The 18,213-nt window shown below is 72.9% G+C and carries 22 protein-coding genes; 15 read left to right on the forward strand and 7 right to left on the reverse strand.

Annotated elements, in window-relative coordinates; all coding sequences use genetic code 11:
- The 7 genes from ACEN8D_RS16465 to ACEN8D_RS16495 all read left to right on the forward strand — a co-directional run bounded on the left by ACEN8D_RS16465 (nucleotide 1) and on the right by ACEN8D_RS16495 (nucleotide 8,026).
- The gene (locus tag ACEN8D_RS16465; protein ID WP_413461296.1) at nucleotides 1-720 is read left to right on the forward strand and encodes a VIT1/CCC1 transporter family protein; all 720 of its coding nucleotides are present in this window, start codon (nucleotides 1-3) and stop codon (nucleotides 718-720) included.
- Between the two features lie 167 nt (nucleotides 721-887).
- Nucleotides 888-2,447 (forward strand): NCS1 family nucleobase:cation symporter-1, encoded by a 1,560-nt coding sequence (locus ACEN8D_RS16470; protein ID WP_413398926.1) that lies wholly within the window; start codon nucleotides 888-890, stop codon nucleotides 2,445-2,447.
- A 49-nt stretch (nucleotides 2,448-2,496) separates the two neighbouring features.
- Nucleotides 2,497-3,261 carry an aspartate/glutamate racemase family protein gene (locus ACEN8D_RS16475; protein WP_413398927.1) on the forward strand — a complete coding sequence of 255 codons (765 nt, stop codon included), beginning with the start codon at nucleotides 2,497-2,499 and terminating at the stop codon, nucleotides 3,259-3,261.
- Entirely contained in the window at nucleotides 3,258-4,655 is a 1,398-nt protein-coding gene (gene allB / locus ACEN8D_RS16480; protein WP_413461295.1) for an allantoinase AllB, read from the forward strand. Before ACEN8D_RS16475 ends, allB begins: the two co-directional genes overlap by 4 nt.
- A gap of 43 nt (nucleotides 4,656-4,698) precedes the next feature.
- Nucleotides 4,699-5,940, forward strand: a complete 1,242-nt coding sequence (locus ACEN8D_RS16485) for a pyridoxal-phosphate-dependent aminotransferase family protein (protein ID WP_413461294.1) — start codon at nucleotides 4,699-4,701, stop codon at nucleotides 5,938-5,940.
- Nucleotides 5,937-7,196, forward strand: coding sequence for an allantoate amidohydrolase (locus ACEN8D_RS16490; protein ID WP_413461293.1), 1,260 nt, complete (start codon nucleotides 5,937-5,939; stop codon nucleotides 7,194-7,196). Before ACEN8D_RS16485 ends, ACEN8D_RS16490 begins: the two co-directional genes overlap by 4 nt.
- Complete coding sequence (locus tag ACEN8D_RS16495) at nucleotides 7,193-8,026, forward strand: MurR/RpiR family transcriptional regulator (RefSeq protein WP_070418280.1); 834 nt, start codon at nucleotides 7,193-7,195, stop codon at nucleotides 8,024-8,026. Before ACEN8D_RS16490 ends, ACEN8D_RS16495 begins: the two co-directional genes overlap by 4 nt.
- On the opposite strand, the gene ACEN8D_RS16500 is transcribed toward ACEN8D_RS16495, so the two are convergent.
- Together ACEN8D_RS16500 and ACEN8D_RS16505 are read right to left on the reverse strand one after the other, a co-directional pair.
- Nucleotides 7,993-8,520, reverse strand: a complete 528-nt coding sequence (locus tag ACEN8D_RS16500; RefSeq protein WP_413461292.1) for an SRPBCC family protein — start codon at nucleotides 8,518-8,520, stop codon at nucleotides 7,993-7,995. The two genes, ACEN8D_RS16495 and ACEN8D_RS16500, sit on opposite strands and share 34 nt — an antisense overlap.
- A complete protein-coding gene (locus tag ACEN8D_RS16505; protein WP_413398907.1) occupies nucleotides 8,517-9,092 on the reverse strand; it encodes a GNAT family N-acetyltransferase in 576 nt (191 codons plus the stop codon). The genes ACEN8D_RS16500 and ACEN8D_RS16505 overlap by 4 nt, the downstream gene beginning before the upstream one ends.
- A 44-nt stretch (nucleotides 9,093-9,136) precedes the next feature.
- On the opposite strand from ACEN8D_RS16505, the gene ACEN8D_RS16510 reads away from it, so the two are divergent.
- Nucleotides 9,137-10,174 (forward strand): dipeptidase, encoded by a 1,038-nt coding sequence (locus ACEN8D_RS16510; protein WP_413398908.1) that lies wholly within the window; start codon nucleotides 9,137-9,139, stop codon nucleotides 10,172-10,174.
- 12 nt (nucleotides 10,175-10,186) lie between these two features.
- Here the strand turns inward: ACEN8D_RS16510 and ACEN8D_RS16515 are convergent, their stop codons facing one another.
- Nucleotides 10,187-10,858, reverse strand: coding sequence for a DUF899 family protein (locus ACEN8D_RS16515; RefSeq protein ID WP_413398909.1), 672 nt, complete (start codon nucleotides 10,856-10,858; stop codon nucleotides 10,187-10,189).
- A 194-nt stretch (nucleotides 10,859-11,052) separates the two neighbouring features.
- On the opposite strand from ACEN8D_RS16515, the gene cysK reads away from it, so the two are divergent.
- Both cysK and epsC read left to right on the forward strand, forming a co-directional pair.
- The gene (gene cysK, locus ACEN8D_RS16520) at nucleotides 11,053-11,991 is read left to right on the forward strand and encodes a cysteine synthase A (protein ID WP_413398911.1); all 939 of its coding nucleotides are present in this window, start codon (nucleotides 11,053-11,055) and stop codon (nucleotides 11,989-11,991) included.
- Complete coding sequence (epsC, locus tag ACEN8D_RS16525; RefSeq protein ID WP_229086908.1) at nucleotides 11,988-12,572, forward strand: serine O-acetyltransferase EpsC; 585 nt, start codon at nucleotides 11,988-11,990, stop codon at nucleotides 12,570-12,572. Before cysK ends, epsC begins: the two co-directional genes overlap by 4 nt.
- Before the next feature lie 10 nt (nucleotides 12,573-12,582).
- Here epsC and ACEN8D_RS16530 read toward each other — a convergent pair whose 3' ends face one another.
- Entirely contained in the window at nucleotides 12,583-12,882 is a 300-nt protein-coding gene (locus tag ACEN8D_RS16530) for an excalibur calcium-binding domain-containing protein (protein ID WP_413398912.1), read from the reverse strand.
- 83 nt (nucleotides 12,883-12,965) lie between these two features.
- Between ACEN8D_RS16530 and ACEN8D_RS16535 the strand changes: the two genes are divergently transcribed.
- Nucleotides 12,966-13,349, forward strand: coding sequence for an MmcQ/YjbR family DNA-binding protein (locus tag ACEN8D_RS16535; protein ID WP_071294602.1), 384 nt, complete (start codon nucleotides 12,966-12,968; stop codon nucleotides 13,347-13,349).
- A 25-nt stretch (nucleotides 13,350-13,374) separates the two neighbouring features.
- Here ACEN8D_RS16535 and ACEN8D_RS16540 read toward each other — a convergent pair whose 3' ends face one another.
- Nucleotides 13,375-14,043 carry an MOSC domain-containing protein gene (locus ACEN8D_RS16540; RefSeq protein WP_413398913.1) on the reverse strand — a complete coding sequence of 223 codons (669 nt, stop codon included), beginning with the start codon at nucleotides 14,041-14,043 and terminating at the stop codon, nucleotides 13,375-13,377.
- A gap of 96 nt (nucleotides 14,044-14,139) precedes the next feature.
- On the opposite strand from ACEN8D_RS16540, the gene ACEN8D_RS16545 reads away from it, so the two are divergent.
- Genes ACEN8D_RS16545 through ACEN8D_RS16560 form a run of 4 tightly spaced genes read left to right on the forward strand, consistent with a single transcriptional unit; the run spans nucleotide 14,140 to nucleotide 15,846 of the window.
- Nucleotides 14,140-14,301, forward strand: a complete 162-nt coding sequence (locus ACEN8D_RS16545; RefSeq protein ID WP_175473682.1) for a hypothetical protein — start codon at nucleotides 14,140-14,142, stop codon at nucleotides 14,299-14,301.
- A gap of 56 nt (nucleotides 14,302-14,357) precedes the next feature.
- Nucleotides 14,358-14,912 carry an RNA polymerase sigma factor gene (locus tag ACEN8D_RS16550; RefSeq protein ID WP_413398914.1) on the forward strand — a complete coding sequence of 185 codons (555 nt, stop codon included), beginning with the start codon at nucleotides 14,358-14,360 and terminating at the stop codon, nucleotides 14,910-14,912.
- Nucleotides 14,909-15,541, forward strand: coding sequence for an Asp23/Gls24 family envelope stress response protein (locus tag ACEN8D_RS16555; RefSeq protein ID WP_071302884.1), 633 nt, complete (start codon nucleotides 14,909-14,911; stop codon nucleotides 15,539-15,541). Before ACEN8D_RS16550 ends, ACEN8D_RS16555 begins: the two co-directional genes overlap by 4 nt.
- Nucleotides 15,538-15,846 carry a hypothetical protein gene (locus ACEN8D_RS16560; protein ID WP_070418287.1) on the forward strand — a complete coding sequence of 103 codons (309 nt, stop codon included), beginning with the start codon at nucleotides 15,538-15,540 and terminating at the stop codon, nucleotides 15,844-15,846. Before ACEN8D_RS16555 ends, ACEN8D_RS16560 begins: the two co-directional genes overlap by 4 nt.
- Before the next feature lie 101 nt (nucleotides 15,847-15,947).
- Here the strand turns inward: ACEN8D_RS16560 and ACEN8D_RS16565 are convergent, their stop codons facing one another.
- A complete protein-coding gene (locus tag ACEN8D_RS16565) occupies nucleotides 15,948-17,096 on the reverse strand; it encodes a low temperature requirement protein A (RefSeq protein ID WP_229086900.1) in 1,149 nt (382 codons plus the stop codon).
- Nucleotides 17,097-17,170: 74 nt separating this feature from the next.
- A complete protein-coding gene (locus ACEN8D_RS16570; protein WP_402716559.1) occupies nucleotides 17,171-18,034 on the reverse strand; it encodes an aggregation-promoting factor C-terminal-like domain-containing protein in 864 nt (287 codons plus the stop codon).
- Nucleotides 18,035-18,213 lie beyond the last annotated feature (179 nt).

The following is an 18,213-nucleotide window of genomic DNA, read 5'->3' on the forward strand; positions in this document are numbered from 1 at the left end:
ATGTCGACCGCTGCGGACCTCGTCCTGCCCTCCACGGACCACGACGCCACGAGCGCCGCCCGGCTCAACTGGCTGCGCGCCGGCCTGCTCGGGGCCAACGACGGCATCGTCTCGGTCGCGGCGGTGCTCGTCGGCGTCGCCGGAGCCGGCGCGGGGACCGGTCCGGTCATCGCTGCGGGCACCGCGGCCCTCGTCGGCGGTGCGGTCTCGATGGCCCTCGGCGAGTACGTGTCCGTCAGCGGTGCCCGTGACGCCCAGCGCACCGGCCAGGCCGCACACCAGGCCGAGCTCGAGGCGGAGTCGGAGGACGCCGGCACGATCGCCGCCCACTACCGGAGCCTCGGCGTCGACCCGGCCGTCGCGAGCGCCGTCGCCGACGAGCTCGTCCGACCCGAGGTGCGCCGTCGACGGGCAGCGGTCGCGCTCCGCGATGCCGAGGACGAGGTGGTGAGCCCGTGGCGTGCCGCGTGGGTGTCGGCGGCGACCTTCACGACCGGTGCCGCGCTGCCCTTCCTCGCGATGCTCCTCAGCCCCGAGCCCGCCCGCGTGGCGGTGACGGTCGTCGCGGTCCTCGTCGCGCTCGCCGCCACCGGGACGACCGGTGCCACGCTCGGTGGTGCGCCGCGCACGCGGGCGACGATCCGTGTCGTGACCGGTGGAGCGCTGGCCCTGGCCGCGACGTACGCGGCCGGGGCGGTCCTCGGGGCGCACGCGCTCTGAGCGGGCGGACGGCGATCGGTGTCGGTGTCCGTGTCGGAACGATCGTTCCAGGACAGGCGTCACGACACACGACCGTTACACGGGGGTAACGGGCCGGGCGCAGTGTCTCCGTAGCGTCGTGGCAGAGGCGGGCACCGCTCGCCCTTCCCGCTCCTTCGGAGGACGCCATGGCAACAGAGATCCAGCCCCCGGTCGCCGCGCCCCACGCCCCCCGCACGACACCAGCACCCGCCGGTGCCGGCGTCGTCCGCCCCGGGTACGACCCGGCGCTCACCAACGAGGACCTCGCTCCGCTCCGCAAGCAGACCTGGACGAGCTACAACATCTTCGCGTTCTGGATGTCGGACGTGCACTCGGTCGGCGGCTACGTCACCGCCGGGTCGCTCTTCGCCCTGGGCATCGCCAGCTGGCAGGTGCTCATCGCCCTGGTGGTCGGCATCCTCATCGTGCAGGTGTTCGCGAACCTCGTCGCCAAGCCGTCCCAGCGCACCGGTGTGCCGTACCCGGTGATCAACCGCGCGGTGTTCGGCGTGCTCGGGGCGAACGTGCCCGCCATCATCCGCGGGCTCATCGCGATGGCCTGGTACGGCGTGCAGACCTTCCTCGCCGCCCAGTCGCTCAACATCGTCTTCCTCAAGTTCATCCCCGCCTCGGCGGGACTCCTCGAGCACTCGTTCCTCGGGCTCTCCGCGCTCGGCTGGATCTCGTACGCCATCCTGTGGGTCGCACAGGGCGCCCTCTTCTGGATGGGCATGGACGCGATCCGGCGGTTCATCGACTGGGCCGGCCCCGCGGTCTACGTCATCATGATCGCCCTCGCGATCTACCTCGTCAGCCGTGCCGGCATCGGGAACATCTCGTTCACACTGTCCGCCGGTGCGCCGCTGTCGTTCGGCGCGAGCATCCCGGTGATGCTGTCCGCGATCGCCCTCGTGGTGAGCTACTTCTCCGGCCCGATGCTGAACTTCGGCGACTTCTCCCGCTACGCGAAGTCGTTCGACGCGGTGAAGCGCGGCAACCTCTGGGGCCTGCCGATCAACTTCCTGTTCTTCTCGGTGCTCACCGTCCTCTGTGCCAGTGCCACGGTGCCGGTGTTCGGCAAGCTCATCACCGACCCGATCGAGACCGTGCAGGCGATCGGGGCGCCGTTCGCGATCCTCCTCGGCGGGCTGACCTTCGTCACCGCGACCGTCGGCATCAACATCGTCGCGAACTTCATCAGCCCCGCGTTCGACTTCTCGAACGTGGCCCCGCGCAAGATCAGCTGGCGGGCGGGCGGCATGATCGCGGCCGTCGGGTCCGTCCTCCTCACCCCGTGGAACTGGTACGGCAACGACCAGGCGATCCTGTACACGCTGGGGGTCCTCGGCGCCCTGATCGGCCCGCTGTTCGGGATCCTCATCGCCGGCTACTACATCGTCGCGAAGCAGCGCATCGCGGTCGACGACATGTACACGAAGGACCCCGCGGCCCGGTACTGGTACGTCAAGGGTTTCAACCCGAACGCCATCTGGACGCTCGTCGTCACCGGTGCGGTGTCGGTCGCCAGTGCGGTCCTGCCGTCGGCGCTCGGCGTCGTCCCGTGGCTGTCGAACTACAGCTGGTTCATCGGGTGCGCCCTCGGCCTCGTCGTCTTCGTCGGGATGGAGCGCCTGCGTCCGAGCATGCCCGTGCTGGCCGCCGACGACCCGTCCGTCGACGACGGCGCCGCGGTCGGCCGGGCCTGACCGACCGAGCCGTCCCACCCGCACCACCCGCACCACCGGAAGGAACCCGATGCGCATCCGCGTCGTCAACCCCAACACCACCTCCTCGATGACCGCGGCGATCGGCAGCGCCGCCGCCGCGGTCGCCGGGCCCGGGACGATCGTCGAAGCCGTCAACCCCACCATGGGGCCGGCGTCGATCGAGAGCCACTACGAGGAGGCGCTGGCCGTCCCCGGGCTCCTCGAGCAGATCGCGCTCGGCGAGCAGGACGGTGTCGACGCCTACGTGGTCGCATGCTTCGGGGACCCCGGGCTCGATGCGGCACGCGAGGTCGCGTCCGGACCCGTCATCGGCATCGCGGAGGCGGCCTTCCACGCCGCCGCGATGCTCGGGCGCCGGTTCGGCGTGGTGACCACCCTGAGCCGGACCACGGGCCGTGCGCACGAGCTCGCCGAACGGTACGGGTTCGCGTCGCTCGTGACCGAGGTCCGGGCGTGCGAGGTCCCCGTGCTCCGCCTGGAGGACCCGGACTCCGACGCCCGGGCACTCGTCGTGGAGGAGTGCCGGGCCGTGCTCGCCGGCGGCGCCGACGCCGTGGTGCTCGGCTGCGCCGGCATGGCGGACTTCTGCACCGAGGTGTCCCGCGCCGTCGGGGCGCCGGTCGTCGACGGTGTCGCGGCGGCCACGGTGCTCGCCGAGTCCCTCGTGCGCCTCGGGCTCACGACCGGGCGACGCGGCGAGTACGCGCCACCCCCGGCCAAGCCGATGTCGGGACTGCTCGCGGGGTTCGAACGCCGGCCGATGGCGGGCGCGACGGTCGGGGCGGGCGCATGACGCGCCTCCAGGGCCCCGCCGGCGACACGACGGCCGCACCCGCGCCCGCTGACCTGGTCCTGCGCGCCGGCCGCGCCTGGATCGACGGCGCCTTCCGACCCGCAGCCGTCGTCGTCCGCGACGGGCGGGTCGACGCCGTCGTGGCCGTGGACGAGCCCGTCGACGCCGTCGAGGACCGCGCCGTGCCCGATGCGCACGTCCTGCTCCCGGGCCTGGTCGACACGCACGTGCACGTGAACGAGCCCGGCCGCACCGAGTGGGAGGGCTTCGCCTCGGCGACCCGTGCAGCCGCACTCGGTGGCGTCACCACGATCATCGACATGCCGCTCAACTCGATCCCCGCGACGACGACCGTCGAGGCGCTCGAGGTCAAGCGCGCGAGCGCCGCGGGCCGCGTCGCCGTCGACGTCGGGTTCTGGGGCGGTGCCGTCCCGGCGAACCTCGGGTCGCTCGACGGTCTGCACGACGCCGGCGTGTTCGGCTTCAAGTGCTTCACCGCGCCGTCCGGGGTCGACGAGTTCCCACACCTCGACGCACCGCAGCTGCGCGCGGCGATCGAGGAGGTCGCCCGCATCGACGCCCTGCTCATCGTGCACGCCGAGGACCCCGAGTTCCTGGTCGACCACGCGGCGCTCGGCGGACACTACGAGGACTTCCTCGCCACCCGCCCGGTCGACGCCGAGCGGTCCGCGATCGCCCGAGTGGTCGAGGGTGCCCGCGAGACGGGCGCTCGCGTGCACGTCCTGCACCTGTCGGACGCCGGCGCGCTGCCGATGATCCGCGCCGCGAAGGACGACGGCGTGCGGCTCACGGTCGAGACCTGCCCGCACTACCTCGCCTTCGAGGCCGGCACGATCCCCGACGGGGCGACCGAGTTCAAGTGCTGCCCGCCGATCCGCGACGACGCCAACCGCGACGCGCTCTGGGCCGGGGTCCTGGACGGGACGATCGACATGATCGTGTCCGACCACTCGCCCTCCACCGCGGACCTCAAGACCGACGACTGGGGGACCGCCTGGGGTGGGATCGCCGGGCTGCAGGTCGGCTTCCGTGCCGTGTGGACGGAGGCCCAGCGCCGCGGTGTCGCGCTCGAGCAGCTGCTGCCGCACTTCACGACCGGCCCGGCGGGGCTCGCCGGCTTCGCCGACCGCGGGCGCATCGCGCCGGGCGCACTCGCGCACTTCGCGGTGTTCGACCCGTCCGCCTCGGCGGTCGTCGACGTGGCCGGGCTCGCGCACCGCAACCCCGTCTCGGCGTTCGCCGGCCTGGAGGCGCGGGGCAGCGTCACCGAGACCTGGTTGCGCGGGCGGCTGGTCGCGACCGCGGACGGCGGCGTCACGTCCGTCAGGGGGGCGCTCGTCGACCGACCCGTGCTCGCGGGAACACCGCTGTAACGATCGTTCCGATACGATCTCCACCGGAACGAGAGGACCGAACATGCTCCCTGTGAACCCACCCGCCCGTCTGCTCATGGGACCGGGGCCGATCACCGCCGACCCGCGGGTGCTCCGTGCCCTGTCGACACCGCTCGTCGGGCAGTACGACCCGTGGATGACCACCACGATGAACGAGACGCAGGAGCTGTACCGGCGGGTGTTCGGCACCACGAACGAGGCGACCGTCCTCGTCGACGGGACCTCCCGCGCCGGCATCGAGGCGGCGCTCGTGTCCCTGCTCGCCCCGGGGGACCGCGTGCTCGTGCCGGTGTTCGGGCGCTTCGGGCACCTGCTCGCCGAGATCGCCGGGCGTGCCGGGGCCGAGGTCCACACGATCGAGACCGAGTGGGGGCAGGTGTTCACCCCGTCGGCGATCGAGGACGCGATCGCGCAGGTGCGCCCGAAGGTCCTGGCGATCGTGCAGGGCGACACCTCGACCACGATGAACCAGCCGCTCGACGAGCTCGGAGCGATCTGCGAACGGTACGGCGTGCTGTTCTACACCGACGCGACCGCCACCGTCGGGGGCAACCCGCTCGAGGTCGACGCATGGGGCATCGACGCCGTGAGCGCGGGGCTGCAGAAGTGCCTGGGCGGACCGTCCGGCAGCGCGCCGCTCACCGTCTCGCCGCGGGCCGTCGCCGTGCTCGACCAGCGGCGCAGCGTCGAGGCGGGCATCCGCGAACCCGGGGACGAGGTCGCCGATGAACCCATCCGGTCGAACTACCTCGACCTCGCGATGATCCTCGACTACTGGGGCCCGCGACGGCTCAACCACCACACCGAGGCCGCGTCGATGCTCTACGCCGCGAACGAGTGCGCCCGGATCCTGCTGGAGGAGGGCCGCGACGCCGTGGTCGCACGCCACGAGACCGCCGGCCGCGCGATGACCGCCGGGGTGCAGGCACTCGGGCTCGGCGTCTTCGGCGACCTCGGGCACAAGATGCACAACGTCGTCGCGGTCGAGATCCCGTCGGACGTCGTCGGCGACCAGGTCCGTGCCGCGATGCTCGACGACCACGGCATCGAGATCGGCACGTCGTTCGGGCCGCTGCACGGACGGGTCTGGCGGATCGGCACCATGGGCTACAACGCGCGCAAGGACACCGTCGTGACGACCCTCGCCGCGCTCGAGCACGCCCTGCGCCGGGCCGGGCACGCGGTGCCGTCCGGCGGTGGCGTGGACGCGGCGCTCGACGTCTACGCCGGTGCAGGCGTCGTCGCTGCCGGGGTGTCGTCGTGAGCGCGCCGTCCGCGGTCCGGGCCTCCGCGACCGCCACCGCCGACGCGACGCTGATCGCCGGGTGGTGCGACGAACTCGCGACCGTCACCGAGGAGCCCGGCCGGATCACCCGCGTCTACCTCTCGCCGGAGCACGCACGGGTCAACGCGATCGTCGCCGGCTGGATGCGCGACGCCGGCCTCAGCACCTGGCAGGACGCGGCGGGCAACCTGCACGGCCGCGTCGACGGTGCGACCCCCGACGCCCCCGTGCTGCTGCTCGGATCGCACCTCGACACCGTGGTGGACGCCGGCCGGTACGACGGGATCGTCGGGGTCCTCATGGCCATCCGGACGGTGGCGCGGGTGACCGCCGACGGCCCGCTCCCCGTCGCGCTCGAGGTCATCGCGTTCTCCGACGAGGAGGGCACCCGTTTCGGCAAGGCGCTGCTCGGGTCCTCCGCGGTCGCCGGTGTCTGGGACGAGTCCTGGTGGGACCTCGCCGACGGCGACGGGGTCACCCTCCGCGACGCCTTCACCCGCTTCGGGCTCGACCCGTCGCGCGTGCACGAGGCCGCGGTCGAACCGTCGGTGCTCGCCGGCTACCTTGAGGCGCACATCGAGCAGGGGCCGTACCTCGAACAGGCCGGTCAGGCGCTCGGCGTCGTCACGAGCATCGCGAGCGCGCGGCGGTTCACCGTCGAGGCCGTCGGCGAGGCGCGGCACGCCGGCGGTACCCCCTACGACCGACGGCACGACGCCCTGCTCGCCGCCGCAGAGGCCGCGCTCGCCGTCGAACGGATCTGCCGGGCGTCGCAGCACGTCGGCACGGTCGGCACCATGACCGTCCAGCCCGGAGCCGTGAACGTCGTCCCGGGGCTGGCACGGTTCTCGGTCGACCTGCGCGGGGAGTTCGACGAGGGACGCGACGCCGTGTGGGACGAGATCACCAAGGCGTTCGCGTTCATCGGGGAGCGCCGTGGCGTCAGCGTCGAGCCGACCGAGGTCCACCGTGCGCCGGCGGTGTTCTGCGCACCGCGCCTGATGGACGCCGTCCGGGCGGGCATCGAGTCGACGGGGGAGCCCCGTCCGATCGAGCTGTTCTCCCGCGCGGGACACGACGCCATGTCGCTCGGGCTCGTGACCGACGTCGCGATGCTCTTCCTCCGCAACCCGGACGGCATCAGCCACCACCCCGACGAGTTCGTCTCCACCGAGGACATCGCCCTCGGGCTCGACGCGCTCGCGGTCGCGGTCGGACGGGTGGCCGCAGCGTGAGCACCGCGGGCCCCGACGTCCGGGCGCGCATCGACTCGGTGTGGGAGCAGCTGTCCCCGGCCGAGCGCCGCGTCGCCGCGATGGTGCGCCACGACCCCGAACTCCTGCTCGTCGGGACCTCGGCCGAGCTCGCCGCCGAGTCGGGCACCTCGAAGGCCACGGTCTCCCGGCTCGTCCGGTCGCTCGGCTTCCAGGACGCCGCCGAGGTCCGGCAGAACCTGATGTCGGCACGGGGCTCCGGCCTGCCGTGGGCCGCCGAGGACGCGGCGCACGTCGACCAGCGCGCCGTCGAGTCGCGCAACCTCGACGCCGCGTTCGCCTCGCTCGCGCGGGCCGACCGTCCCCGTCTCGCCCGGCGGATCGTCCGCGCGCGCCGGGTGCTCGTGGCGGGGGAGCGCGGGGCGTACCCGATCGCCCTCCAGCTGCGCGCCCAGCTCGCGCAGGTCCGACCGGACGTCCGCATCGGCCCGGCCCCGGGACAGCGCCTCGGCGAAGAGGTGGCCGACCTCGACCGACGCGACCTCGTGATCATCGTCACGGTGCGCCGCCACGCCGCCGGCATCGGCAAGCTCGTGCGGCACTGCGTCGCCAGCGGCGCGGACGTCGTCGTCCTGGGCGACCCGACCGCGGCGGTCATCGCGGCCCCGGCGGCCACGGCGATCCTCTGCCCGGTGGACTCCCCGTCGGCGTTCGACTCGATGGCGGCGCTGTTCGCCGTCGTCGCCGCGGTCGCGAACGACGTGTACGAGGCATCCGGCCCGGGCGGCCGCGCGCGCGTGGACGCGGTGGCGCAGGCCTACGACGCGCTGGGGGAGCTCGCCGCGCCCTGACCCGTGCCGTCGCCGCGCTCGTCGTCGCCGGCACCGCCGCGCTCGCCGGCGAGTTCGGCCGCCAGCGAGGCGTTGCGCTCCCGGATCAGCCGCGGCAGGTACCGAGCCAGCGCGAGCCGCTCGGCGACGACCCCGAGCACCCCGAACGGCGCGCGGAACTCGATCTCGTCGACCATCCGCGTGCCGCCGGCCGACGGCTCGAACCGGTGCTCGTGCCGGAACCGGGCGAACGGTCCACGCACCTGCTCGTCGACGAACCGGTGGGGCGCCTCCAGGGCTGTGATCCGACTCGTCATCCGCCACACGATCCCGAAGTGCCGCGCGCGCCACGTGACGGACTCACCGAGCCCGATCGTGCCGGCCGTGGTGCCCGCGACCGCGCGCTCGTCCGTGGCGGCCATGGACCGCTCGTGCGCGCCGATGTCGAGCGACAGCGCGAACGCGCGCTCCGGCGGGGCGGCGAGGTCGGTGACGACCCGGAACGCGACGGTCACGACGTCGGCCAGACCGGTCGGACGGATCGGTCGTCGTCGCGCAGGACGGCCGCCAGCAGCTGGTCGTGGCGGCGGCCGTGCTGGAGCACCGCGGACCGCTGACGCCCTTCGAACCGCATGCCGAGCCGCTGCGCGACGGCGATCGACGCGAGGTTCTCCGCCATCGCCCGCCACTGCACGCGCGCGAGGCCGAGCCCGTCGGGAGCCGGCGCGAACGCCCACTGCAGCACGCGGTCCGCCGCCTCGGTCACGAAGCCGTGCCCGCGGGCGTCCGGGTGGGTCGCGTACCCGATCTCCGCGCCGCCGCCGGCGAACCCGAAGAGCCCGACGGTACCGAGCAGCCGTGGGTCGTCGGCACGGCGGAGGGCGAACTCGTAGCGGGTGTCCGACGCCCAGCCGTCCTGCACCACGGCCGTGAGCCAGTGGCGGGCCTCGGCGTGACCGTACGGTTCGGGCATCGGGATGAACGCCACCACGTCGGGATCGGTCGCGTAGGCGACGACGTCGTCGGCATCGGTGAGCTCGGGGACCGAGAGGACCAGCCGCTCGGTCCGCAGCGTGACGGGGTCCATGGGGCGAGCCTAGCGACGGCGGTCGTCGCGGTAGCGTCGGTGGCATGACGTTCGACGCGCTCCCGTTCCCGGTCATCGACGGACACAACGACCTGCCCTGGGAGCGGCGCGAGACCCACGACTCCGGGGTCGAGGGCATCGACTCCGAGCAGGGGTCCCTGCACACCGACCTGCCGAAGCTCCGTGCCGGCGGGGTGGTCGGGCAGTTCTGGTCGGTGTTCGTCCCCACGGACGTCCCCGATCCCGTCCGCGCGACGCTGCAGCAGGTCGACCTCGCACACCGGATCATCGAGCGGTACCCGGAGTCGCTCACCCTCGCCCGTACCGCGGCCGAGGTCGTCGCGGCCGTCGACGCCGGGCGGACCGCGTCGCTCCTCGGTGCCGAGGGCGGCCACTCGATCGGCGACGACCTGGCGGTGCTCCGCGACCTCGCCCGGCTCGGGGTCCGGTACATGACCCTCACGCACAACGACGACACACCCTGGGCCGACTCGGCCACCGGCTCCCACCCGCACGGCGGGCTGACCGACCGCGGGGGCGAGGTCGTGGCCGAGATGGAGCGGATCGGGATGCTCGTCGACCTGTCGCACACGTCGCCGGAGACCATGCGCGACACCCTCGACGTCGCCACGCAGCCCGTGGTGTTCAGCCACTCGTCGACGATCGCGGTGAACGACCACCCGCGGAACGTCCCGGACGACGTGCTCGCCCGCCTGCGCGACAACGGCGGTGTCGTGATGATCACCTTCGTGCCGAAGTTCGTGTCCCGGGCGTGGGCCGAGTGGGAGGGCGCCGGTTCGGCGGGGGAGCCCCCGCTCGTCACGGTGTCCGACGTGGCGGACCACGTCGAGCACGCGCGCGAGGTGGCCGGTGCGGCGCACATCGGGCTCGGCGGCGACTACGACGGGACGCCCGTGCTGCCGCCGGACCTGCGGGACGTGTCGCGGTACCCGGTGCTGGCGGCGGAACTGCAGCGTCGTGGCTGGGGCCCGGAGGACCTGCGTGCCCTGGCCGGGGGCAACGTGCTGCGGGTGCTCGCGGCGACGGACGAGCGGTTCGCGCGGACGGCGCACGTGCGCTGACCGGCGGTCCGGTCAGCGGTAGGTGGGGTACTGCGGCCAGCCCTCGGGACTGTCCTCCCAGTCCTGCTGCCGCCCGTACACCGTGCGGTCCATGATGTGCGGCACCGGCAGGATCGCCTCCGTCCCGCGCGCACCGGTCGTGTAGGTCAGGTACGGCACACCGTCGCGCAGCAGGTAGTACGAGTACCCGGGCACCGGGCCGTCCCAGTCGTCGCTGTGCACGGTCCAGCCCCAGTCGTCGTGGTAGCTCGTCGCGCCGGACGACACCCACGTGTGCGGCCACCCGTGCTGCTGCCGCCAGGCCTCGAGCCGCTCGATCGGCCCCTCGGAGACCATCGCGAACGCGATCCCCTCGTCGTCGAGCCGGCCCATGTCGGCGGGCAGGTTGTCGACGGCCCCCGTGCAGCTCGGGCAGCCGGCGTCCCAGTCCCGTCCGTACATGACGTTCTGCACGAGGAGCAGGTACTTCCCGGCGAACAGCTCCGTCAGTCGCAGGGGACCGTCGGGACCCGTGAACTCGTAGTCGTCGACGCGGACCATCGGGAGCCGTCGGCGCGCGGCCGAGACGCGGTCGCCGTGGCGGGTGAGTTCCTTCTCGTCGCGCACCTGCGCGGCGAGCGCCGTGTCGAACGCTGCGCGGTCGACGACGGGTGGCGTGACGTCGGGTTGCTGCTCCTTGGACATGGCGACCTCCTCGTCGTTGCGGCGCACGGTACGCGCGTCGCGGTCGCGGCGTGACGGACGGGAGGCGCGGCGAGCGCCCGGTGCGGAGCACGCGTCACGAGGCAGCACCATCCGGGGTCGGATCGCTAGGATCGCAGCGCACGCCGTGCCTCCAGGGCGGAGGCACGCGACCTGACCCGAAGAGGACGGTACCGATGAGCGGCACGATCCACGACAACATCTCGCAGGCGTTCGGGAACACGCCGCTGGTCCGGCTGAACCGCCTCCCGAAGGAGGGCGGCGCCGAGGTCCTGGCGAAGCTCGAGTTCTACAACCCGGGTGCGAGCGTGAAGGACCGGCTCGGCGTCGCGATCATCGACGCGGCCGAGGAGTCCGGCGAGCTGCAGGCCGGCGGGACGATCGTCGAGGGGTCCTCCGGCAACACGGGCATCGCGCTCGCACTGGTCGGTGCTGCTCGCGGGTACCGGGTCGTCATCACGATGCCCGAGACGATGAGCGTCGAGCGTCGTGCCCTCATCCGCGCGTACGGTGCCGAGATCGTCCTCACCCCGGGGCCGGAGGGCATGAAGGGCGCGGTGTCGACGGCGGAGCAGATCGTCGCCGAGACGCCCGGCGCGATCCTCGCCCACCAGTTCGAGACGCCGGCGAACGCGGCCATCCACCGGAAGACGACGGCGGAGGAGATCCTCCGCGACACCGAGGAGCACGTCGACGTGTTCGTCGCGGGCGTCGGCACGGGCGGCACGATCACCGGTGTCGGCCAGGTCCTCAAGGAGCGCGTGCCCGGTGTGCAGATCGTCGCGGTGGAGCCGAAGGACTCGCCGCTGCTGACCGAGGGCAAGGCGGGACCGCACAAGATCCAGGGCATCGGCGCGAACTTCATCCCCGAGGTCCTCGACCAGTCGGTCATCGACGAGGTGTTCGACGTCGAGCTGGACGACGCGCTCCGGGTCGCCCGCGACCTCGGCACGCAGGAGGGCATCCTCGCGGGCATCTCGTCCGGCGCGATCATCCACGCAGCGATCGAGATCGCCGCACGCCCGGAGAACGCGGGCAAGCGGGTCGTCGCGATCGTGTGCGACACCGGTGAGCGCTACCTGTCGACGGTCCTCTTCGAGGGACTCACTGCGTGAGTCGTCCCGCCCGACGAGGCGTGCTGCGGACCGTCCGGGAGGACCTGGCCGCAGCACGCCGCGGTGACCCCGCGTCCCGTGGCGACCTCGAGAACGCGATCGTCTACTCGGGACTGCACGCCGTCTGGACCCACCGACTGACGCACCGGCTCTGGATCGCCGAGGGCCTGCCGGGGTCGCGGTTCGCGGCCCGGGTCCTCGCGCAGGTCGCCCGGTCGGTCACCGGCATCGAGATCCACCCCGGTGCCCGCATCGGCCGCCGGTTCTTCATCGACCACGGCATGGGGGTCGTCATCGGGGAGACCGCGGTGGTCGGCGACGACGTCGTGCTCTTCCACGGGGTGACCCTCGGCGGCCGCGGGGGCGACCACGGGCCCGGAGCTCGTCGGCACCCGGCGGTGGGGGACCGCGTCGTGCTCGGTGCCGGGTCGTCGCTCATCGGCGCGATCACGGTCGGCGCGGACTCCGTCGTCGGCGCGAACACGGTGGTGACGAAGGACGTCCCACCGGGGTCGGTCGTGACGGGTGTCGCCGGGACGGCGCGCCCGCGCTCGGGACACGAGGGCGTCCCGCCCCTCTGACGGGTCGGGGTCAGCTCTTCTCGCAGGCGATCCCGTCGCCGTCGGCGTCCATCTTCTTGTTCGCCGCGTACAGCGCGTCGTCCTTCTTCACCGTGCCCTTGAGCGCCCGGTACGTGACCTTGCCTTTCGAGGTGACGCGGTTCTTCGTGACGGACTTCTTCGCGATCCCGCCCGAGTACACCTTCTGCACGGCGGTGCAGTTCTTGTAGACGGTGGGGGCGGCCTGCGTGGTCGAGGCGCCGCCGACGACGGCGGTGGCGGCGAGCACGGCGGTGGCGGCGGCGATGCTGAGGGTTCGGGTGATGTGCACGGCCTGAGGATAGTTCGGAACCGGGGTCTGCACGCACCCCAGAACGAGGTGCACCGTCGGCGGTCCGGTGCATGCTGGAGCACATGGACGGCGAGACGCTGCACGAGGTCGCGATCCGCACCGCGATGGCCCTGCCCGCGGTGGCGGAGACCCAGCCCTTCGGTGAAGGCGCGTTCGTCTACAAGGTCGTCGGCAAGATGTTCGTGATGACGTCCGAGCTCCGTGGCGTGCCGATCGTGAACCTCAAGTGCGCGCCGCCCCACGGTGCCGCCCTGGTGCGCGACCACGCCGAGATCACCCCGGGCTGGCACATGAACAAGCAGCACTGGATCACGCTGTCGCCCGGGGACGGCATCGACGAGACCCTGGTCGAGGACCTCGTCGGCAACGCGTACGACCTCGTCGTCGCGAAGCTGCCGCAGGCGAAGCGCCCGATCGACCCGGTGCGCCGGACGCAGCAGGACTGACCACGGCACGGCGGACCGCCCGCACTCAGGTGGTCGCCGCGCGCGCCAGGACCTTCGACACGTCCCGGACGACCTTCGGCGCGAGCCCACCCGTCCCCGGGCCACCGGGACCCGTCCCGCGCCCCGACGACAGCACGGCCTGCGCCTGCTCGGGCGTCAGGCCCGTGAAGAGCTGGCCGATCGTGACGCCGTGGTCCGGTCGGTGGGTGACGACGACCGGGTCGCCGGCGGACACGGGCCCGGACCGCACCACGCGGAGGTAGGCGCCGGGGCGGCCCTCCTCCGTGAACCGCTTGACCCACTTGTCCACCCGCATCCGGCGGGCGAAGGTGCCGCAGGGGATCCGCGGGATCGTGACCTCGAGCTCGAGGGTCTCGCCGATCCGCCAGCGTTCCCCCGTCACGGCCCCGGTGACGTCGACGCCCGTCGTGCGCAGGTTCTCGCCGAACAGCCCCGGCGGGACGTCCCGGTCGAGCAGGTCCGCGAAGTACGCCGCGTCCTCGTCCGCGTAGGCGTACACCGCCTGGTCCTCGCCGCCGTGGTGCTTCCGGTCCGCCTGCACGTCGGCGTACAGCCCGAGCGGACGGACCCGGACGGGGCCGTCGACGGGGTGCTTGTCGATCGCGGTGACCCCGATGGTGCCGGAGTCGGGCAGCAGGCGGTCGACGCGGCAGACGGCGGTGACGAGGGACATGCCCCCAGCCTGCCGCAGAACCCGCGAACGCAGAAGTGTGACGATCCGGCTGTTCGTTCCGTCCCATCGGTGAGCACCCCGATGGAGGACCCCGTCATGACCGACACCGCACCCGCAGCACACCTCGCGACCACCGCGCTCGTCCGCGTCGGGCACGAGCACGTCCTGGCGCAGGCACGCGTCCGGTCGCTGTCCGCGCGGCCCGTCGGCCCGATGAAGGTCCGCCGCACGCACGGACACCCGGCCCACACGGCCTAGCGGCACGACGGCACCGCACTCAGGAACCCCCGACCCCACACCAGTAGAAGGAAAGCGTGCACCACCAGCCCCTCATCGACCTCGACGACGCCGTCCTCGCTGGTCGATCGTCCGACGGCGACGTCCGGGCGTTCGAGGTCCTCATCCGGCGCCACACCCCCCTGCTCCGTGCCTACGCCCGCCGGACCCTCGGCTCGACCGACGAACTCGACGACGTCGTGCAGGAGACGTTCATCACCGCCTGGAACCAGCTCGACACGCTCCAGGACGGCACCCGGGTCAAGGCGTGGCTCATGCGCATCCTCAGCCGGAAGTGCATCGACCGCATCCGGGCCCGGCGGTTCCACGACGACGTCACCGAGCTCGAGGTCGAGGCACCGGCGGACGACGCACCCGAACGCGTCGCCGAGGCCCGCTCCCGCGAGGAAGCGGTCGAGACGGCGCTCGCCGAACTGCCCGAGGCGCAGCGCCGCACGTGGGTGATGAAGGAAGTGCTCGAGTACTCGTACGAGGCCATCGCGGAGGAACTGGACCTCCCGACCTCGACCGTCCGGGGACTGCTGTCCCGGGCGCGCAAGAACATGATCCGTCTCATGGAGGGATGGCGATGACCGAACCCGATCCCGTCCGGCTCGACTCCCTCGAACCCGACGACCTCGACGGCCACACGATCGACGAGCTGGCCGACTACCTCGACGCCGGCATGCAGCCGGCCGACCCGAGCATCGACCACTCCGCCGCGTGCCAGAACGCCCTCGCCGCCATCGTGCGGCTCCGGCAGTCCTCGCTCGGCTCGCTCGAGGCCGCTGCCGAACAGGAAGCACCCGCCGACGAGTCGTGGATCAGCGGCGTGCTCGCGAACATCTCGCTCGAGGCACGCGCCGGCCGTGACGTCCCGCTCCGCCCGGCGGCGCCCACCGAACGCCCGGTCATGACCGAGGGCGCCATCCGCTCGCTCGTCCGGACCGCCGGCGACGCGGTGCCCGACGCCCTCATCGCGCGGTGCACGCTCGAGGGCGACGTCACCGAGCTCGGTGCCCCGGTGCGCATCGTCGTCGAGATCGCCGTCCGCGCCGGGTCGACGATCCAGCGTGTGGCGTCGGACATCCGCGAGACCGTCGCCGAGGTCCTCGCGACCGAGACCGACCTGCTCGTCGAGTCCGTGGACGTCGTGGTGCGCGACCTGCTGCCACCGTCCGACGACGAGCCGGACCCCGACGCCGAGGAGGAACGAGCATGAGCAGCCACGACGAGACCTTCGCTGCGATCGAGGCAGCGGTCGTCGCGGTCCCCGGGGTCGCCGAGCTCTACCGGGCACGCCCGACGCTCGGCAGCGCGGTCGGCGCAGCGAAGAACCTCGCGACCCGCACCACGGTCGCGCGCGTGGTGCTCGACGACGACGTCCTCCGCATCGTGATCGGGACCGACGGTTCCGTCCCGGCACCCGAGACGGCACGCGCGGCACACCTCGCGGCGCTCGCCGCAGCGACCGAGCACGGCCTGCCGCTCAGCCGGGTCGACGTGCGGATCGCGCGCGTCGGCTGACGCACCCGCCTGCGGTTCGGGAGGGACGGTGCGGGCCCGCGCCGCGCCTCCCGTCCGTCAGCCGGTCACCGTCACGGGCCCCGCTCACGTCAGCCCGCGGGTCACGGTCGCCGGTCGGCGACCTCCAGCACGACGACCACGGCGGCGACGAGCAGTGCCGTCGCCACGAGGGACACCGACGGCACGGCGGTGCTCGCGAGCACCGCGAGCGCGAGTGCCACGACGACGACGTTCCAGCCGAGGCTGAGCGACGGCCGGAGCGCCAGCGCCCAGATCGACAGCACGAACAACGCGACCGGCACGGCGATCGTGGCGGCGACGGTCGCGTGCGACAGGTCGGCCTCGCCCGCGTCGGCGCTCACCGCGACCTCGATCCCCGCCGGGAGTGCCCCGGCGGCGGCGAAGACGAGGTAGTGGCCGTAGCCGAACAGGAGCGCGGTCGGCAGGGACCGGATGTGGTCGTGCTGCTCGCGGGAGAAGTAGATCCACCACAGCCCGGCGACGATCACGAGCCCGCACGCCGCCAGCACGAGGAGCGACCCGAGGTGGTCGGCGTGCGCGATGCCGTCGATGACCGCGTTCGCCGAGGCCACGAGCCCCTCGCCGAGGACGATCAGCGTGAAGAGGGAGTACCGCTCCGCGATGTGCCGGGTGTGCCACGGGGTGGTCTGCGTGCCGGCCTCCGCGAACGGCGGGACGAGGACCTCGAGCAGGATGAGCACGGGGATCACACCCCACGAGACGCCGTCCGGCAGCAGGAGCGCGAGCACCCAGAGCACCTGCACGACGACGATGCCGCCGGCGTACCGGAGTGCGGTCCGCCGGTACTCCGACGACGACGCGGCGACCCGGAGCCACTGCCCGACGAGGGCGAGCCGCATGATGACGTAGCCGAGCACGACGACCGTGGTCGACCCCTCGACCATCGCGGCGTGCACCCCGGCGGCGAGCACGAGCACCCCCGCCATCTGCACGAAGGTCATCACGCGGTAGAGCCAGTCGTCGGTGTCGAACGAGGTGGCGAACCAGGTGAAGTTGAGCCACGCCCACCAGATCGCGAAGAAGACGAAGGCGTACGCGAGGACGGCCGACGAGACGTGCCCCTCGACCTCGATCTCGTGCAGGTTCGTCGCGGCGAACCCGACGGCGACCACGAAGACGAGGTCGAAGAGGAGCTCGAGGGGGCTGGCCGCGCGGTGTGCCTCGGTGGGGTCGCGGGGTGCCATGCGGCGGAGTCCGATGGTGGTCACCTGCGTATGCCTACACGACGAACGACCCCGGGTGCAGGACCCGGGGTCGTTCGTCGTGCGTGCCTGGCGTCGGCTCAGTAGAAGTTCGACGCCTGCGAGTGCGACCACGCGGCGCACGGGGTGCCGTACGCGTCGCTGATGTACTGCAGGCCCCAGGTGATCTGGGTGGTCGCGTTCGTCCGCCAGTCGGACGCGATCGTGGCCATCTTCGACCCGGGGAGCGCCTGCGGGATGCCGGTCGCGCCGCCGTTCGCGTTGACGGCCTGGTAGTTCCAGCCGGACTCCTTGGTCCACAGGTTGTCGAGGCACTGGAACTGGTCGGAACCCCAGCCGTACTTCGACGAGGCGAGCGAGCTCGCGGTCGCCTTGGCGCCCTCGACCGTGTTCGCGGCGGCCTGCTTGCGCGCGGCCTCGGCGGCTGCTGCCCGTTCGGCAGCGGCGCGCTTCGCTGCGGCGGCAGCGGCGGCCTTCGCGTCGGCGTCCTGCTTGTCCTGCGCGGCGCTGGCGTCCGCGACCGCCGTCGTGGCGTCGACCGTCGAGGAGATCCGCGAGGTCAGTGCCGCGCCGGAGAGCGTCCGGTAGTCGTCGAGCGCGTCGATGCGGCGCTCGAGGACGCCGGTGTCGGTCTTCTCGTTCGCCGAGTCGGCGATCGTCTCCGCCGTGGCGATGGTCGCCGCGGCCTGGGCGCGGTCGAGCGCGGTCCCGGCGAGTGCCGGTGCCGCGGTCGCGCTGGCGGTCGGCATGCCGAGGGCCTCGCCGATCGCGGGCTGCGTGCCGACGGTGGCGATGCCTCCGGCGACCGCGAGGACTGCGGCCCCGCCCACGATGAGCGTGGTGGGGCGGCGGAGCGCGCGGCGGAGGCGCCGGTTGGGGGAGTTCAGGGCCTCACGTCGGGTCGAGGCGGTGGTGGTGGGGAGGTCGGTGTTGCGTCCTGTCATCGATTCCGGTGGTCGGCCGGCTCGTGGTGCGTGACTCGTGACGCTGCACGCGGGGTGGGGGAGCGCGCAGGAGTGCGGATGAACGAGACGTCCGTCGTCAGGAGTTCGCGAGCCGGGGGAGGACCGGACGGTGGTGTGGGGCCCGTCCGTCCGCCGACGGGCGACCGTGGGGTGGCCGC

The sequence above is a fragment of the Curtobacterium sp. Curtsp22 genome, from assembly GCF_059492135.1.

Bases quoted from the DNA above. Each gene is read 5' to 3' on its own strand.
- ACEN8D_RS16465 (WP_413461296.1), top strand. From the start codon at position 1: ATGTCGACCGCTGCGGACCTCGTCCTGCCCTCCACGGACCACGACGCC.
- ACEN8D_RS16470 (WP_413398926.1), top strand. From the start codon at position 888: ATGGCAACAGAGATCCAGCCCCCGGTCGCCGCGCCCCACGCCCCCCGC.
- ACEN8D_RS16475 (WP_413398927.1), top strand. From the start codon at position 2,497: ATGCGCATCCGCGTCGTCAACCCCAACACCACCTCCTCGATGACCGCG.
- allB (WP_413461295.1), top strand. From the start codon at position 3,258: ATGACGCGCCTCCAGGGCCCCGCCGGCGACACGACGGCCGCACCCGCG.
- ACEN8D_RS16485 (WP_413461294.1), top strand. From the start codon at position 4,699: ATGCTCCCTGTGAACCCACCCGCCCGTCTGCTCATGGGACCGGGGCCG.
- ACEN8D_RS16505 (WP_413398907.1), bottom strand. From the start codon at position 9,092: ATGGACCCCGTCACGCTGCGGACCGAGCGGCTGGTCCTCTCGGTCCCC.
- ACEN8D_RS16510 (WP_413398908.1), top strand. From the start codon at position 9,137: ATGACGTTCGACGCGCTCCCGTTCCCGGTCATCGACGGACACAACGAC.
- ACEN8D_RS16515 (WP_413398909.1), bottom strand. From the start codon at position 10,858: ATGTCCAAGGAGCAGCAACCCGACGTCACGCCACCCGTCGTCGACCGC.
- cysK (WP_413398911.1), top strand. From the start codon at position 11,053: ATGAGCGGCACGATCCACGACAACATCTCGCAGGCGTTCGGGAACACG.
- ACEN8D_RS16535 (WP_071294602.1), top strand. From the start codon at position 12,966: ATGGACGGCGAGACGCTGCACGAGGTCGCGATCCGCACCGCGATGGCC.
- ACEN8D_RS16540 (WP_413398913.1), bottom strand. From the start codon at position 14,043: ATGTCCCTCGTCACCGCCGTCTGCCGCGTCGACCGCCTGCTGCCCGAC.
- ACEN8D_RS16545 (WP_175473682.1), top strand. From the start codon at position 14,140: ATGACCGACACCGCACCCGCAGCACACCTCGCGACCACCGCGCTCGTC.
- ACEN8D_RS16555 (WP_071302884.1), top strand. From the start codon at position 14,909: ATGACCGAACCCGATCCCGTCCGGCTCGACTCCCTCGAACCCGACGAC.
- ACEN8D_RS16560 (WP_070418287.1), top strand. From the start codon at position 15,538: ATGAGCAGCCACGACGAGACCTTCGCTGCGATCGAGGCAGCGGTCGTC.
- ACEN8D_RS16570 (WP_402716559.1), bottom strand. From the start codon at position 18,034: ATGACAGGACGCAACACCGACCTCCCCACCACCACCGCCTCGACCCGA.